Raw genomic sequence first — 15,482 nt, 5'->3', positions numbered from 1 at the left:
GGCGTGTGTGCCGTTGTTCCGTGTCAGTGGAGGCGCATTATAGGGAGTAATTCCGAACCTGCAAGGATAAAGTGAAAATTATTTACTGACTGCTCACTTTCCAGGCAAATCTGACTCCAGACCTCAATTCTCGCCTGGTTTTTAAACAAAAACGAGCCGCAAGCGGCTCGTTTTTGCGTTTTGTGACCTACTGCACTGCCACAATGCGATCGTCGTTGGCTTCCAGACGAATAACTTTTCCTGGAATCAGCTCCCCGGAAAGGATCTGCTGCGCCAGCGGGTTTTCGATCTGCTGCTGGATAGCACGTTTTAATGGACGCGCACCGTACACCGGATCGTAACCATTCTTACTCAGCAGTTTCAGCGCTTCATCGGAGATGTGAATTTCATATCCACGTTCTTCCAGACGTTTATACAGACGCTGCAGCTGGATCTGCGCAATCGACGCAATGTGTTTCTCACCCAGCGGATGGAACACCACCACTTCATCAATACGGTTGATGAACTCCGGACGGAAGTTATGGCTTACCACACCCAGCACCAGATCCTTCATATGGCTGTAGTCCAGTTCGCCGAAACGTTCCTGAATCAGATCGGAGCCCAGGTTCGAGGTCATGATGACAACCGTATTACGGAAATCGACCGTTCTCCCCTGCCCGTCTGTCAGACGACCATCGTCCAGGACCTGAAGCAGAATGTTGAACACATCCGGATGCGCTTTTTCCACCTCATCCAGCAGGATGACGGAATAAGGGCGACGACGCACCGCTTCTGTCAGGTACCCACCCTCTTCATAACCAACGTATCCCGGAGGCGCACCGACCAGACGCGAAACGGCGTGTTTTTCCATAAACTCGGACATGTCGATACGGACCATTGCATCGTCGCTGTCGAACATAAAGTTAGCCAGCGCTTTACACAGCTCGGTCTTACCGACACCGGTCGGCCCCAGGAACAGGAAGGAACCAATCGGACGATTCGGGTCGGACAGCCCTGCACGGCTACGACGAATAGCATTCGATACCGCCTCAACCGCCTCGTTCTGGCCAATCACCCGATTGTGGAGATCGTTCTCCATGCGCAGCAGTTTTTCACGCTCACCTTCAAGCATGCGTGCTACCGGAATGCCTGTCCAGCGAGCAAGGACTTCAGCAATCTCGGCATCCGTGACTTTATTACGCAACAGACGCATCGTTTTACCTTCCGATTGCGTCGCAATCTCAAGCTGTTTTTCCAGCTCAGGAATTTTGCCGTACTGCAGCTCGGACATTCGCGCCAGGTCGCCCACGCGTCGCGCCTGCTCAATGGCAATTTTTGCCTGTTCGAGTTCAGCTTTAATGGTCTGCGTACCGGACAGGGAAGCTTTCTCGGCTTTCCACTCTTCTTCCAGCTCGGAATACTGGCGCTCTTTATCGTCCAGTTCTTCATTGAGCATATCCAGGCGTTTCTTACTGGCTTCATCAGACTCTTTCTTCAGCGCCTGCTGTTCCAGCTTGAGCTGAATGATGCGTCGGTCAAGTCTGTCCAGCTCTTCCGGTTTCGAGTCAATCTGCATACGAATGCTTGAAGCCGCTTCATCAATCAGGTCGATGGCCTTATCGGGCAACTGACGGTCGGCGATGTAACGATGCGAAAGCGTCGCAGCCGCTACGATGGCCGGGTCAGTGATCTGCACATGGTGGTGCAGTTCATAGCGCTCTTTCAGACCACGTAAAATCGCGATGGTATCTTCAACGCTTGGCTCAGCGACAAACACTTTCTGGAAACGACGTTCCAGCGCAGCATCTTTTTCAATGTACTGACGGTACTCATCAAGCGTAGTAGCACCGACGCAGTGAAGTTCACCGCGCGCCAGCGCAGGTTTCAGCATGTTCCCGGCATCCATCGCGCCGTCCGCCTTACCAGCACCGACCATGGTGTGCAGTTCGTCGATAAACAGGATAACGTTGCCTTCCTGTTTCGCGAGATCGTTAAGGACGCCTTTCAGACGCTCTTCGAACTCCCCGCGGTATTTCGCACCGGCCACCAGCGCGCCCATATCCAGCGCCAGTACACGGCGGCCTTTCAGCCCTTCCGGCACTTCACCGTTCACGATACGCTGCGCCAACCCTTCAACGATGGCAGTTTTACCGACACCCGGCTCACCAATCAGTACCGGGTTGTTCTTGGTACGACGTTGCAGTACCTGAATCGTACGGCGGATCTCTTCGTCACGGCCGATCACCGGGTCAAGTTTGCCCTGTTCAGCACGTTCGGTCAGATCGACCGTAAATTTCTTCAAAGCCTGACGTTGGTCTTCGGCTCCCTGATCGTTCACGCTTTCACCTCCGCGCATTTTCTCAATCGCCTGAGTCACATTGGCGGTGGTTGCTCCGGCAGATTTCAGCAGGTCGGTCAAGGTACCGCGTGATTCAAGCGCCGCCAGAACAAACAGCTCTGACGAAATAAAGTTGTCCCCACGTTTTTGCGCCAGCTTGTCGCAAAGGTTCAGCACACGCACCAGATCCTGCGACGGCTGCACGTCCCCGCCGGTCCCTTCGACCTGCGGTAAACGGCTCAGCGCCTGATCGATGGCGGTGCGCAACTGGCCAGCATTAATGCCAGCAGACGTTAATAAAGGACGTACCGATCCCCCTTCCTGATTCAGCAAGGCACTCATTAAATGAAGAGGTTCGATAAACTGGTTGTCGTGCCCCAGTGCGAGGGACTGGGCATCGGCGAGAGCAAGCTGGAATTTATTAGTAAGACGATCCAGACGCATAACTCCTCCCATAACAGGTCAAATTTGCTACTGGAGATTAAATGAGGTCATCCCTCAATTATTCAAGGTTAATGACCTGAATTATGTGAAAAGAAAACAGCACGTGCCGGATCGTCTTGATTCTTTAGGTTATATCAGCCAAATGAAACTTGCCATACGCCCCGTGGTCTTGTCGCGGCGATAAGAGAAAAAATCACCCTTTTCGGTGAAGGTGCAGCGATCGCCGCCGAAAATCTGCGTCACACCAACATTATTCAGACGCTGACGGGCAAGCTGGTAAATATCGGCCAGATATTTATTCCCCGAAGGCTGGAAGGCGTCCACGGCTTGCGGATCTTTTTCCATAAAAGCGTCGCGGACTTCGGGTCCTACTTCAAAGGCACGAGGACCGATGGCCGGGCCAAGCCAGGCCATGATATTGGCGGGGTCATCCTTAAAGCAGGCGACAGTCTCCTCCAGCACGCCTTCACACAGACCACGCCAGCCAGCATGCGCTGCGGCAACCTCGGTACCTGCACGGTTACAAAACAGAACCGGCAGGCAATCGGCCGTCATTACGGCACAAACGGTGCCCGGAGTATTACTGTAAGAGGCGTCAGCACGTTTAGAAGCGTAGGGTTCTCCCGTCAACTTCAGTACCGCTTTACCATGAACCTGTTCAAGCCAGACCGGTTTCGACGGTAGGTTCCCTGCAGCAAACAGGCGCCTGCGGTTCTCTTCAACATGCTCAGGATCATCGCCACAGTGCGCACCGAGGTTCAAAGACTCCCAGGCACCCTGGCTAACGCCGCCAGTGCGGGTTGAACTGCAGGCAGCCACGCCTTCAGGCAATGGCCACTCCGGGACAATCAGTTTGGTCATAACCAGTCCACTTGATCCTTATGTTCTTCGAAATCAGCACGCATCGCGTCAATAAGTTCCACCATATCCTGTGGGATAGGCGCATGCCACTCCATCTGAATACCGGTGATCGGATGGTATAGGCGCAGCATGGTCGCGTGCAGCGCCTGGCGATCGAATTTGCGCAGTACGCTGATGAACTCATCCGATGCGCCTTTAGGCGGACGCGGACGGCCACCGTAAACCTGATCCCCCACCAGCGGATGGGTTATGTGTGCCATGTGAACACGGATCTGGTGAGTACGCCCGGTTTCCAGACGCAGACGCAAGCGCGTATGAATGCGGAAGTGCTCCATAATGCGGTAGTGCGTTACCGCGGGTTTACCCATCGGATGCACCGACATATGAGTACGTTTGGTTGGGTGACGACTGATTGGCTCTTCCACCGTACCACCAGAGGTCATATGCCCAATGGCTACCGCTTCATACTCACGGGTAATTTCGCGCAGCTGCAGCGATTCCACCAGACGGGTCTGCGCTGGAACAGTCTTCGCGACCACCATCAGACCGGTCGTGTCTTTATCCAGACGGTGCACAATGCCCGCGCGCGGAACATCCGCGATGGGCGGATAATAATGGAGAAGTGCGTTAAGTACCGTACCGTCAGGGTTCCCCGCGCCCGGATGAACAACCAGGTCGCGCGGTTTGTTGATCACCAGGATGTCATCATCTTCGTAGACGATGTCCAGTGGGATATCCTGCGGCTCGAAGCGGATTTCCTCTTCGATTTCAGCATTGATGGCGACAGCTTCCCCACCTAACACTTTCTCTTTTGGTTTGTCCCAGATCTTGCCATTTACCATCACGCGCTGGTCAAGGATCCATTCTTTTATGCGTGAACGCGAATAATCAGGGAACAATTCGGCCAAAGCCTGATCTAAGCGTTGACCGAGCTGATTTTCGGAGACTGTTGCGGTGAGTTCTACTCGTTGTGCCATAAACTGCTTCTTCGTTTAACGTTGGGTTTTACGGCTTTGCCGTTTAATATAGTGTGCTATTGTAGCTGGTCTTAATCGGGAGCAGGAACAGAGTTTCTCCCGGACAAACATTTGAGGAAAGTCAAAACGTCATGACGCGCATGAAATATCTGGTGGCAGCGGCCACGTTGAGCCTGGCTTTGGTGGGCTGCTCCGGTTCAAATGAACAGGTCCCTGACAATCCGCCGAATGAAATCTATGCGACTGCACAACAAAAGTTGCAGGACGGTAACTGGAAACAGGCGATAACGCAACTGGAAGCGTTGGATAATCGCTATCCATTTGGTCCGTATTCGCAGCAGGTACAGTTAGATCTCATCTACGCATACTATAAAAATGCCGATCTGCCGCTGGCACAGGCAACCATCGATCGTTTCATGCGTCTGAACCCGACTCATCCTAACATCGACTATGTCATGTACATGCGCGGTCTCACCAACATGGCGCTGGATGACAGTGCGCTTCAGGGCTTCTTCGGCGTGGATCGTTCCGACCGTGACCCACAGCATGCGCGTGACGCCTTCAATGACTTCTCCAAACTGGTGCGCGGCTATCCGAACAGTCAGTACGTGACTGACGCCACCAAACGTCTGGTGTTCCTGAAAGATCGTCTGGCGAAATATGAGTACTCCGTGGCGGAATACTATACCCGCCGTGGCGCATGGGTTGCCGTGGTTAACCGCGTAGAAGGTATGCTTCGCGATTACCCGGATACCCAGGCAACGCGCGACGGCCTGAAGCTGATGGAAAATGCGTACCGTCAGATGCAGATGACCGCCCAGGCTGAAAAAGTGGCGAAAATCATTGCTGCCAACAGCAGCAACACCTGATATGACCTCAATGCAAAACGGCAGCCTTCTGGCTGCCGTTTTTTTATTCATTTCTAAGCATCGCTGAAGCGCTTTAGCCTCAACACATCCCGTCAACTATGACCGCAATTTTTGCCTTCCACAAGGTAAATCTCACCTCTTCCTGCCCTGCCTCACAAAAAAGATTCCCTGACAAAAACCGACAAAATAACGTGATCTAAATCACACATTTTGACATTGGGTCGGGTATGCTGGAATCACCAAGACGGAAAGACAAGAGGTAAAATTTATGACAATGAACATTACCAGTAAACAAATGGAAATTACTCCGGCAATTCGCCAGCACGTCGCAGACCGTCTCGCCAAACTGGATAAATGGCAAACACATTTGATTAATCCACATATCATCCTGTCCAAGGAGCCGCAGGGTTTCATCGCTGACGCAACTATCAATACTCCAAACGGCCATCTGGTCGCCAGCGCAAAACATGAGGATATGTACACCGCAATTAACGATTTGATCAACAAGCTGGAACGGCAGCTCAATAAAGTGCAACACAAAGGTGAAGCCCGTCGCGCCACAACATCGGTGAAAGACGCCAGCTTCGCGGAAGAAGTTGAAGAAGAGTAATCCTTTAAATTGAGTGTACCGCCAACGCGCCTTCGGGCGCGTCTTTTGTTTTTTATTGACAGGGTGAAAACAGTACGGGTACTTTAACGATATCAATCACAGGATGACCTTATGAAACTGACACCGTTCTTCTTCGCATTCTTTTTTACCTTCCCCTGAACGGGAGGCGTTTCGTCGTGTGATAAAGAATGCGAAGACGAACAACAAGGCCTCCCACACCGGGGGGCCTTTTTTATTGATAACGATAAAATGAGACAGGCAACACTATGACACCGGAAAACCCGTTACTGGATCTGCGAGTTAAGATCAGCGCACTGGATGAAAAATTACTGGCGCTGCTGGCTGAACGCCGCGCGCTCGCCATCGAAGTGGGTAAAGCCAAGCTGGACTCCCATCGCCCGGTCCGTGATATTGACCGCGAGCGCGATCTGCTGGAGCGGCTGATTCAGCTCGGTAAAGCGCATCACCTCGATGCCCATTACATCACCCGGTTGTTCCAGCTCATCATCGAAGACTCTGTTCTGACCCAGCAAGCTTTACTCCAGCAGCACCTGAACAAAACCAATCCGCACTCTGCGCGAATCGCCTTCCTCGGGCCGAAGGGCTCTTATTCTCACCTGGCCGCACGTCAGTATGCCGCACGCCATTTTGAAGAATTTATTGAGAGCGGCTGTGCGAAGTTTGCCGATATTTTCAATCAGGTCGAGACCGGCCAGGCGGATTACGCCGTCGTCCCGATTGAAAACACCAGCTCCGGCGCCATCAACGACGTCTACGATTTGCTGCAGCACACCAGCCTGTCGCTGGTTGGCGAACTGACGATCCCTATCGATCACTGCGTGCTGGTCTCTGGCTCAACGGACCTGAGCAAGATCGAAACCGTCTACAGCCACCCGCAGCCGTTCCAGCAGTGCAGCCAGTTTCTGAACCGTTACCCTAACTGGAAAATCGAGTACACCGAAAGCACCTCCGCGGCGATGGAAAAAGTCGCGCAGGCTAACTCCCCCGCCGTCGCGGCGCTCGGTAGCGAAGCGGGCGGCGCGCTGTATGGTTTACAGGTGCTCGAACGCAACCTGGCAAACCAGACGCAAAACATCACCCGCTTCGTGGTGCTGGCCCGCAAGGCCATTAATGTGTCAGACCAGGTCCCGGCCAAAACCACGCTGCTGATGGCGACCGGCCAGCAGGCCGGCGCGCTGGTTGAAGCCCTGCTGGTGCTGCGTAACCACAACCTGATCATGACGAAACTGGAATCACGTCCGATCCACGGGAACCCGTGGGAAGAGATGTTCTACCTTGATATCCAGGCCAACCTGGAGTCTGCTTCCATGCAGAAAGCCCTGCGCGAACTGGGTGAAATTACCCGTTCAATGAAAGTGCTGGGCTGCTATCCAAGTGAAAACGTCGTGCCGGTCGATCCCATCTAACGTTCGATAAAGCGGCTTTTCTTCATCCCTGCCACGTTAACGGGCAGGGTGAAAATGGCGCCGGAGAGTGGATACTGCGCCACCTCCTGCGCGTCCATATTTTCCCGCGTGGTCGTGATGAACAGCGTTTTCATGTCGTCACCGCCAAAACAGACCATCGTCGGGCAACGTACCGGCATTTCATACTCTTCCAGCTGCCCCCCTTGTGGAGAAAAACGCGCGATACGCCATCCGTCAAACAGCGCGCTCCAGTAGCAGCCCTCAACATCCATTGCCGCGCCGTCCGGTATCCCCTCCCCCTCTTTAAACTGACGAAATACCTCACGCCTGCCCGGTTCGCCCTGCTCATCGAGCGGCGTACGGTAAATCACACCATTTGGCGTGTCTGAGGTAAACATCCACTGATTATCCGGGCTAAACGCTAAACCGTTGTGCCCGTGAATATCGCACTGGATCACTTTCGGCGTCAGGTCGTTGTCGATACGCATCAGCAGTGCGCCGTTGTAATCCCCCGGTCCCCAGAAAGTCCCCGCATAGAAACGCCCCTGACTGTCGGTTCCTCCATCATTAAAACGCGCCAGCTGCGGATTAGAGGGGTTATCGCACACCTTGCGCTGCAGAAGGCCATGCTTGTCAGCCAGCCAGATGCCAGTGCGCATAGCGACGATAAACCCGCCGCGCTCACGCAGTGCGAAACAGCCCACCTCCTCATGGAAAGAGAGCACGGTATGTTCCGCGGTCGGCAGATGGTATCGGTGGATCTCCCCTTCCAGAATATCCGCCCAGTAGAGTGCGCGCTCTTCCGCGCTCCACGTCGGGCATTCGGGCAGATGCCCGGTGTAATTGAACAGCAACTGCGGTTCGGCCATGACGGTTCCCCAAAATGAAAAAAGCCAGCGATGCTGGCTTTCAGTATATACATCATCGCATTACTGGCGACTGTCATTTGCCTGGCGCAATAGCGTGCGGCTCTCACTCTGGAAACGCTGCGCGTAGTCGCCAAACCAGTGTTCGACCTTGCGGAAACTGTCGATAAACGCCTGCTTGTCTCCCTGCTCCAGCAGCGTAATGGCTTCCCCAAATCGCTGATAGTAACGCTTGATGAGCGCCAGGTTGTTTTCGGAGGACATGATAATGTCCGCATACAGTTGCGGATCCTGCGCAAACAGACGCCCGACCATCGCCAGCTCCAGACGATAGATAGGTGAAGAGAGCGCCAGCAGCTGTTCAAGCTGAACGTTCTCTTCCGCCAGATGAAGACCATAGGCAAACGTGGCAAAGTGGCGCAGCGCCTGAATGAAGGCCATATTCTGATCGTGCTCGACCGCGCTGATGCGGTGCAGCCGCGCGCCCCAGACCTGAATCTGTTCCAGGAACCACTGATAAGCTTCCGGCTGACGACCGTCACAGTAGACCACCACCTGCTTAGCCAGACTGCCGCTGTCCGGGCCAAACATCGGGTGCAGCCCCAGGACCGGCCCGGTATGCGCCGCCAGCATTGCCTGCAGCGGACCATTTTTGACAGAGGCCAGGTCTACCAGGATGCAGTCTTTCGGTAAAGGAGGAAGCTTCCCGATGATCTGCTCCGTCACGTGGATCGGCACGCTGACGATAACCATCCCGGCATCTTTCATGAGCTCCGGTGCCTGTGCCCAGTCCTCTTTTTCCAGAATGCGTACCTGATAGCCAGAAAGGGTCAGCATTTTTTCAAACAGACGCCCCATCTGTCCTGCCCCGCCGACAATCACCACCGGACGCAGTGACGGACAGAGGGTTTTGAAACCCTTGTCGTTTTCGCTGGAATAGGATTCCCGCATCACGCGACGCAGAACATCTTCAATCAAATCCGGCGAAACACCCAGCGCCTGCGCCTCTTTGCGACGGGAGGCCAGCATGGAGGCTTCGCGCTCCGGGACGTAAATCGGCAGGCCGTATTTGCTTTTTACCTCACCGACTTCGGCAACCAGCGCCATACGGCGCGCCAGCAGATCCAGCAGCGCCTTATCCACTTCATCAATTTGATCGCGTAATGCGGTCAATTCAGCAACCATAACTAACCTCTTAAGCCAGACGCGCCGCCAGCTGGCCGTTTAAATCTTTATGGATCTCACGCAGCAGGGCATCGGTGGTCTCCCAGCTAATGCAGGCATCCGTCACGGATACGCCGTGCTTCATTGCGCTGCGCGGTTGTTCAGATGATTGATTGCCTTCATGAATGTTGCTCTCAATCATCAGTCCGATAATCGAACGGTTGCCATCTTTGATCTGCGCGACCACGGATTCTGCAACCGCAGGCTGACGGCGGTAATCTTTATTGGAATTACCATGACTGCAATCTACCATCAGTGCCGGGCGCAGTCCCGCCTGCTCCATCTCTTTTTCACACTGCGCCACATCTGCCGGGCTGTAGTTTGGCGCTTTACCGCCGCGCAGGATCACATGCCCGTCCGGGTTGCCCTGGGTTTGCAGGAGACACACCTGGCCTGCCTGGTTAATACCGACAAAGCGGTGCGGCATGGCGGCAGCGCGCATGGCGTTGATCGCCGTCGCCAGGCTACCATCGGTACCGTTTTTAAAGCCAACCGGCATCGACAGGCCAGACGCCATCTCGCGGTGGGTTTGTGATTCCGTGGTACGCGCACCAATGGCGGACCAGCTGAACAGATCGCCCAGGTACTGAGGGCTGTTTGGATCCAGCGCTTCGGTTGCCAGCGGCAGCCCCATACTGACCAGCTCCACCAGCAGGCGACGCGCAATTTTCAGGCCTGCTTCCACATCAAACGAGCCATCCATGTGCGGATCGTTAATCAACCCTTTCCAGCCAACGGTCGTACGTGGCTTCTCAAAATAGACGCGCATCACCAGATAGAGGCTATCGCTGACCTCCTCCGCTAATGCTTTAAATCGACGAGCGTACTCAATGGCGGTTTCAGGATCGTGAATGGAGCAAGGACCACATACCACCAGCAGGCGCGGATCGCGACCGGCAATGATGTCAGAAATGGTCTGGCGCGAGTGCTCAATCTGAGCCTCCTGCGCGACGCTCAGCGGGAACTCCGCTTTCAGTTGATCCGGCGTGATTAAAACCTGTTCGTCAGTGATATGTACGTTGTTCAGCGCGTCTTTTTGCATGATGGCGATCCTGTAAAGCTCGTTTGCGATAGTTGTTTTCCTCAATGAGGTGACACCACGATACCATAAAAAGTAAACATTTCAATCCAAAATACGTACACTTTAATTTACAGAAGCCATTTTATTGCCAATATCAGCCGATAAAAACGTAAAGATTAAATTACATACGAGCTATCATTTGCCAGGCTATGCTGAAGAAAAAAGGAGAATGGCTATGCGTTCAATTGCTCTCGTGCTGTTGTCGCTGTTGTTATCGGGCTGCCAGATCAATCCTTACACTTTCCAGCCCGACTGGACCAGTCCATCCTGGTTTGATGCAGGTAAAGAAGACGCCATGAACGGCCTGCCGGTTAAAGATAACCAGACCCTGGCCGATAGTTTTAACGATCCACACGTTGATCGTAGTGAATATCTTCGCGGCTATGCCGATGGTCAGAAGAAAGTTTGCGAAGAAGGCTTTATCCACGCCTGGGGTTTAGCAGGCAAATCTTTTCCTGCCAGTTGCGATACTGTCGAAAACGCCGCAAAACTGCATACCGCATGGCAACAAGGAATGGATGAAAGTATGCGTTCCAGCAGACTGAATTAAATCTGTTTTTATTCATCGAAAAATAAACAACTGTAGGATTTAGCTTAGGTCGGCCGGACGCTATTCCTGACATAATGACGGCTTTGATAAACAATGGTATTCTGCCCGCAACTCTTAAGGACATCTATTTCCGGAGCGTTGTGGCGGATTCTGGTGAGAAATTCATTCTTGAACTCTTTGTTCCGACTTACTCTGGTGCTAATGCTGTTCTTTATGGTGGGCCTGGCGACGGCAGGCACGCTCACGGAAACGGATAAATCGGTACGTTCGATTGTCTCAGGCATAGTGAGCTATACGCGATGGCCGTCACTTTCCGGACAGCCTAAACTCTGCGTCTACGCCACCTCTCATTATACTCACGCACTCAGCAGCAATGAGGGGCATAGCGAGTTACCTTATACTCCCGTTATTGTGCGTAACGATCGGGAAGCCCTGGCCGCGACGTGCGATGCTATTTATTTCGGGTCTGAATCACCGGCCAAACAACTTGAATTAATAAGTCAATATCAGGGCAGAGCATTACTTTTAATCTCAGAGCAAAATCCGGAATGTGTAATTGGCAGCGCGTTTTGCCTGATGATCGATCGCGACCAGGTACGGTTCTCCGTCAATCTGGATGCGCTGACGCGCAGTGGCGTTAGAGTCAATCCGGATGTATTAATGCTTGCACGGAATAAGCAGCATGGATAAAGATTTCACTTCAACGCCACGTCCGACGTTTAAAAGAACGTTGAGGCGAAACAGCATGATAAGCGTCATCATCACGATGACGTTAATATGGGTGTTGCTCTGTTTTGCTTCCGTTGTGACGTTAAAACAATACGCGCAAAAGAACCTGGAATTAACTGGCGCAACAATGAGCCACAGCCTGGAAGCCTCGCTGGTGTTCAACGATTCTCTGGCGGCCAACGAAACGCTTGCGGCCCTGGGTAAACAGGGGCAGTTTGCCGTGGCCGAGGTGGTCAACGCGCATAAAAAGCGGTTTGCTTACTGGTCCTGGAACCCGGAGGATAACAACGACACGCTGGGCGCCCTGGTCAGTCGCTGGCTTTTTCCCGTTCCGGTTGCGCAGCCCATCATGCATAACGGCGCAATGGTCGGCGAAATTAGACTTACCGCGCGAGACAGTCTCATCAGTCATTTCATCTGGATGTCGTTTGCCGTGCTTACCGGCTGCATTCTTTTTGCTACCGTCGTCGCACTCACCATTACCCAGTCTTTGCATCACGGTATGGTGACGGCCCTGCAAAACATCACCGACGTCGTGCATGATGTCCGCACTAACCGCAACTTCTCCCGCAGGGTGAAAGATGGCCGCATCGAAGAGTTTCACCAGTTTGGTGAAGACTTCAACAGTCTTCTGGATGAGATGGAAGAGTGGCAGCTAAAACTGCAGGCCAAGAACGCCCAGCTGTTGCGGACCGCCATGCACGACCCGCTCACCGGCCTTGCCAACCGTGCGGCGTTTCGTAACAGCATTGCAGCTTTAATGAACGATCCTTCCGCCAGAACTAACTCGGCCCTGCTCTTCCTCGACGGTGATAACTTTAAGTTTATTAACGACACCTGGGGACATGCGGCAGGAGACTGCGTGCTGATTGAAGTGGCGAGCAGAATGATGGAGTTTGGCGACAAACGTCATCAGTCCTATCGCCTTGGCGGTGACGAATTTGCCATGGTGCTCTACGGCGTGCACTCTGAGCTTGAGGTTCAACACATTTGTGCTGCGCTTTCGCAGCAGTTTATCCGTCCGTTTGATCTCCATAACGGACAAAAAGCATCAATGTCACTCAGCATTGGCTTTGCTCTGGCGTGGGAAAATGCTTCCGTGGAAGCATTACTGGAGAGGGCTGACCGCAATATGTACCAGGTTAAAAACCAGCGTACGAAAACAATAAGTTAGAAAGGATACACTATGTTAAAACGATACTTCGCGCCGTTAGTTCTGGCCTCAATGGTTTTCGCAGGCTGTCAGTCGCCGCCGGAAGGCAAATTCACTCCTGAGCAAATCGCGGCGATGAAGTCTTACGGTTTTAACGAACTGAACGGTGACTGGTCACTTGGCCTGTCGGATACCATCCTGTTTGATAAAAATGACGCCCGGCTGCGACCTGAAAGTGAAACACAGATCAAGTCCATGGCCTCTCGCCTTGCCGAAACCGGCCTGAACCACGCGCGAATGGACGGCCACACGGACAATTACGGTGAAGAAAGCTACAACAATGCGCTGTCGTTAAAACGCGCCAATGCCGTGGCCGACGCCTGGGCGAAGGGAGCGAATATCCCGCGCAGCAATCTCACCACGCAGGGATTGGGTCAAAAATACCCGGTTGCGAGCAACAGTACCCCACAAGGGCGTGCTGAAAACCGCCGGGTTGCCGTGGTTATCAGCACGCCATAGGGTTATTTAGCGGAAGATTCGGCGAGCGTCACCCCTGTTGCCGCTCGCCAGCGTAGCCAGTCCACCAGAACAAACAGCGCCAGACTCACGCCCATGACTGGCAGGGCTATCCCCAGCAGCAGGCTAATCAACACCGTAATGCCCCTTCCCCAGCCCGGCAACGCCAGCCAGCTCTGGCAAAGCGTCTGCACCGGACTCACTGTCGATTGCGCCGGACGACGCATCCACCACATCCGGTATCCCCAGATGATGAGCACGCACAGGGCAAGGCCGAACACGACGAGCAGTAGCTGATTCACCAACCCGAATAAGATCCCCATATGAAAATCTACTCCCCAGCGGGTCAGTTTTGCCATTAGCGGGAAATCCTCAAATCGGGTTCGGTCCAGCACCTGCATCGTATGCGGATCAACCGCAACGGCGTCCACCTGGGTTGGCCAGCTGCGATCGATTTCCGTCACCGTCCAGGCGCGATCTGCCGTTTGCGCCGGGCGGATCTCCAGCTTGCTGGCATCAATCCCCGCTTTACGCGCCGCGCTTAAGACCCCATCAAACTGCGTCAGATCCATCGCCATCTCCGGCATCATCATTCCGCCGTGATGGCCATGGTGTTCGGCATGTTCATCCACGCTCTCCGGCGCACCGGAGAGCGTGGTGTTCACCTGAGGGGTGAGCCAGTTCATCTCTGCCCGCAGCTTATCAACATTCCCGCCAGCCCACTGGGACCAGGTCAGGCCGGTTGCAGAGAATAACAGCATTCCGCCCAGCAGAGCCCAGCCCAGCGTCACGTGCACGCGACGCCGGTTCTGGAAGCGATTGTTGATCCGCCGTTTGGGGCGGGTATAACACCACAGGGCAATGCCACCCAGCGCGGCCACCCACATCCAGGAGGCCGCCAGCTCGCTGTAGAGCCTTCCTGCGTCGCCCAGCATCAGAGACGTATGCAGATAATCAATAGTCTGGCGCAGCGGTAAAATCCCGCTGGTGCCATACACCGTCAGATCCCCCAGTACCGCCAGATTGACCGGATCGACAAAAATAGCCCGGTGTTCAGATGGTCCAAGCGTCGGGTCAGCAAACATCACGCGGGTGGTTTCACCTTCAACCAGCCCCGGACGAACGGCGTGCAAACGTAAATCTGATCCAACCGTTTTTTCCGCCACAGCGATTTGCTCCGCCAGAGGCTGCGGCTCGCCCACGGAATCCGTGTGGAGCGCATGCCGGTAGAGCGCATTCTCCAGCTGCGGGGTGGCCACATACAGCGTACCGGTCAGCGCGGCGAAGAAGATAAACGGGCCGACAAACAGCCCAACATAGAAATGGAGGCGACGCAGCAGGTTTCCCCATGCCGCGTGCGAAGTACAGGTCGTCATACTTTTCCTTTTTAAGGCAAAAAGTTATCAATATTTTTTTAAAGGGAAAAAGCAGACTGCCGCGGTGGCGCGCGGGTATCAGGGTAAAGCCAGGGGAAAAAGTGCCAGTGGCTGACCGCCCGACGCGGCGGTTTCACGCGAAGCCTCTGCAGCACCACGCTGAGCAGGGCGATCAGCGCCAGCATCATGCCCGGTACATGCGCTAACAGCACGCAGTAGCCGCACGCTTCAGCATGGTCAACAGGCACCGTGTGGGACATATCGCCGTGGTGCTCATCCATCGACATCATGCTCATGTCATGATGCATACCCGGCATGGCGCTCATGGGATCTTTTTGCAACGAGACGGAGATGAGCGGCGCCACCACGATCAGCAGGATCGCAAACAGCGCGATCAAGGCCGCTGCGCGTTTCCGGTTTTGCTGATGCAGTACGTTATCCACTTCCCCTCCCCTCAAGAGGCAAGCATTGTAAATGATTTA

General features: G+C 54.0%; 16 protein-coding genes and 1 other annotated feature. Of the genes, 8 read left to right on the top strand and 8 right to left on the bottom strand.

The genetic code is table 11. The features are described 5' to 3' along the window. Nucleotides 1–187: 187 nt before the first annotated feature. The 3 genes from clpB to rluD all read right to left on the bottom strand — a co-directional run bounded on the left by clpB (nucleotide 188) and on the right by rluD (nucleotide 4,599). Nucleotides 188–2,761: an ATP-dependent chaperone ClpB gene (clpB, locus tag LDK53_RS20360; protein WP_025759246.1), complete on the bottom strand. Its 2,574-nt coding sequence runs from the start codon at nucleotides 2,759–2,761 to the stop codon at nucleotides 188–190. Nucleotides 2,762–2,890: 129 nt separating this feature from the next. After that, nucleotides 2,891–3,622, bottom strand: a complete 732-nt coding sequence (gene yfiH / locus LDK53_RS20355; protein WP_025759247.1) for a purine nucleoside phosphorylase YfiH — start codon at nucleotides 3,620–3,622, stop codon at nucleotides 2,891–2,893. Next, complete coding sequence (rluD, locus tag LDK53_RS20350; RefSeq protein WP_025759248.1) at nucleotides 3,619–4,599, bottom strand: 23S rRNA pseudouridine(1911/1915/1917) synthase RluD; 981 nt, start codon at nucleotides 4,597–4,599, stop codon at nucleotides 3,619–3,621. The genes yfiH and rluD overlap by 4 nt, the downstream gene beginning before the upstream one ends. A 131-nt stretch (nucleotides 4,600–4,730) precedes the next feature. On the opposite strand from rluD, the gene bamD reads away from it, so the two are divergent. The 4 genes from bamD (at nucleotide 4,731) to pheA (ending at nucleotide 7,505) form a co-directional block, all read left to right on the top strand. Next, nucleotides 4,731–5,468, top strand: a complete 738-nt coding sequence (gene bamD / locus LDK53_RS20345) for an outer membrane protein assembly factor BamD (protein WP_023308867.1) — start codon at nucleotides 4,731–4,733, stop codon at nucleotides 5,466–5,468. A 268-nt stretch (nucleotides 5,469–5,736) separates the two neighbouring features. Then, on the top strand, nucleotides 5,737–6,078 hold the full coding sequence (raiA, locus tag LDK53_RS20340; RefSeq protein ID WP_008502470.1) for a ribosome-associated translation inhibitor RaiA: 342 nt from the start codon (nucleotides 5,737–5,739) through the stop codon (nucleotides 6,076–6,078). Between the two features lie 110 nt (nucleotides 6,079–6,188). Beyond that, nucleotides 6,189–6,314, top strand: a sequence feature (Phe leader region). Next, nucleotides 6,190–6,237: a pheA operon leader peptide PheL gene (gene pheL / locus LDK53_RS20335; protein WP_100249759.1), complete on the top strand. Its 48-nt coding sequence runs from the start codon at nucleotides 6,190–6,192 to the stop codon at nucleotides 6,235–6,237. It overlaps the preceding feature by 48 nt. Before the next feature lie 30 nt (nucleotides 6,315–6,344). Further along, nucleotides 6,345–7,505, top strand: a complete 1,161-nt coding sequence (gene pheA / locus LDK53_RS20330; RefSeq protein WP_094918818.1) for a bifunctional chorismate mutase/prephenate dehydratase — start codon at nucleotides 6,345–6,347, stop codon at nucleotides 7,503–7,505. Here the strand turns inward: pheA and LDK53_RS20325 are convergent. The 3 genes from LDK53_RS20325 to aroF are packed head-to-tail and all read right to left on the bottom strand — an operon-like array spanning nucleotide 7,502 to nucleotide 10,637. After that, nucleotides 7,502–8,374: an SMP-30/gluconolactonase/LRE family protein gene (locus tag LDK53_RS20325; protein ID WP_225287916.1), complete on the bottom strand. Its 873-nt coding sequence runs from the start codon at nucleotides 8,372–8,374 to the stop codon at nucleotides 7,502–7,504. The two genes, pheA and LDK53_RS20325, sit on opposite strands and share 4 nt — an antisense overlap. 60 nt (nucleotides 8,375–8,434) lie before the next feature. Then, a complete protein-coding gene (tyrA, locus tag LDK53_RS20320) occupies nucleotides 8,435–9,556 on the bottom strand; it encodes a bifunctional chorismate mutase/prephenate dehydrogenase (RefSeq protein ID WP_059387077.1) in 1,122 nt (373 codons plus the stop codon). A gap of 10 nt (nucleotides 9,557–9,566) precedes the next feature. Next, complete coding sequence (gene aroF / locus LDK53_RS20315; RefSeq protein WP_025759254.1) at nucleotides 9,567–10,637, bottom strand: 3-deoxy-7-phosphoheptulonate synthase AroF; 1,071 nt, start codon at nucleotides 10,635–10,637, stop codon at nucleotides 9,567–9,569. Nucleotides 10,638–10,851: 214 nt separating this feature from the next. On the opposite strand from aroF, the gene LDK53_RS20310 reads away from it, so the two are divergent. From LDK53_RS20310 to LDK53_RS20295, 4 genes are all read left to right on the top strand, one after another. Then, nucleotides 10,852–11,226, top strand: coding sequence for a DUF2799 domain-containing protein (locus LDK53_RS20310; RefSeq protein ID WP_025759255.1), 375 nt, complete (start codon nucleotides 10,852–10,854; stop codon nucleotides 11,224–11,226). Nucleotides 11,227–11,427: 201 nt separating this feature from the next. Continuing rightward, entirely contained in the window at nucleotides 11,428–11,916 is a 489-nt protein-coding gene (locus LDK53_RS20305; RefSeq protein WP_225287915.1) for a YfiR family protein, read from the top strand. After that, nucleotides 11,909–13,129, top strand: coding sequence for a diguanylate cyclase DgcN (gene dgcN / locus LDK53_RS20300; RefSeq protein WP_047959267.1), 1,221 nt, complete (start codon nucleotides 11,909–11,911; stop codon nucleotides 13,127–13,129). The genes LDK53_RS20305 and dgcN overlap by 8 nt, the downstream gene beginning before the upstream one ends. A gap of 12 nt (nucleotides 13,130–13,141) precedes the next feature. Further along, nucleotides 13,142–13,627: an OmpA family protein gene (locus LDK53_RS20295; protein WP_225287914.1), complete on the top strand. Its 486-nt coding sequence runs from the start codon at nucleotides 13,142–13,144 to the stop codon at nucleotides 13,625–13,627. A 2-nt stretch (nucleotides 13,628–13,629) separates the two neighbouring features. Here LDK53_RS20295 and LDK53_RS20290 read toward each other — a convergent pair whose 3' ends face one another. Together LDK53_RS20290 and LDK53_RS20285 are read right to left on the bottom strand one after the other, a co-directional pair. Continuing rightward, the gene (locus LDK53_RS20290) at nucleotides 13,630–15,000 is read right to left on the bottom strand and encodes a PepSY-associated TM helix domain-containing protein (RefSeq protein WP_225287913.1); all 1,371 of its coding nucleotides are present in this window, start codon (nucleotides 14,998–15,000) and stop codon (nucleotides 13,630–13,632) included. Between the two features lie 38 nt (nucleotides 15,001–15,038). Then, nucleotides 15,039–15,443 carry a DUF2946 domain-containing protein gene (locus LDK53_RS20285; RefSeq protein ID WP_225287912.1) on the bottom strand — a complete coding sequence of 135 codons (405 nt, stop codon included), beginning with the start codon at nucleotides 15,441–15,443 and terminating at the stop codon, nucleotides 15,039–15,041. Nucleotides 15,444–15,482: the final 39 nt, after the last annotated feature.

Source organism: Enterobacter sp. K16B, assembly GCF_020216105.1.
GTDB lineage: Bacteria > Pseudomonadota > Gammaproteobacteria > Enterobacterales > Enterobacteriaceae > Enterobacter > Enterobacter sichuanensis.
This window is presented reverse-complemented; position numbering and strand designations above follow the sequence as displayed.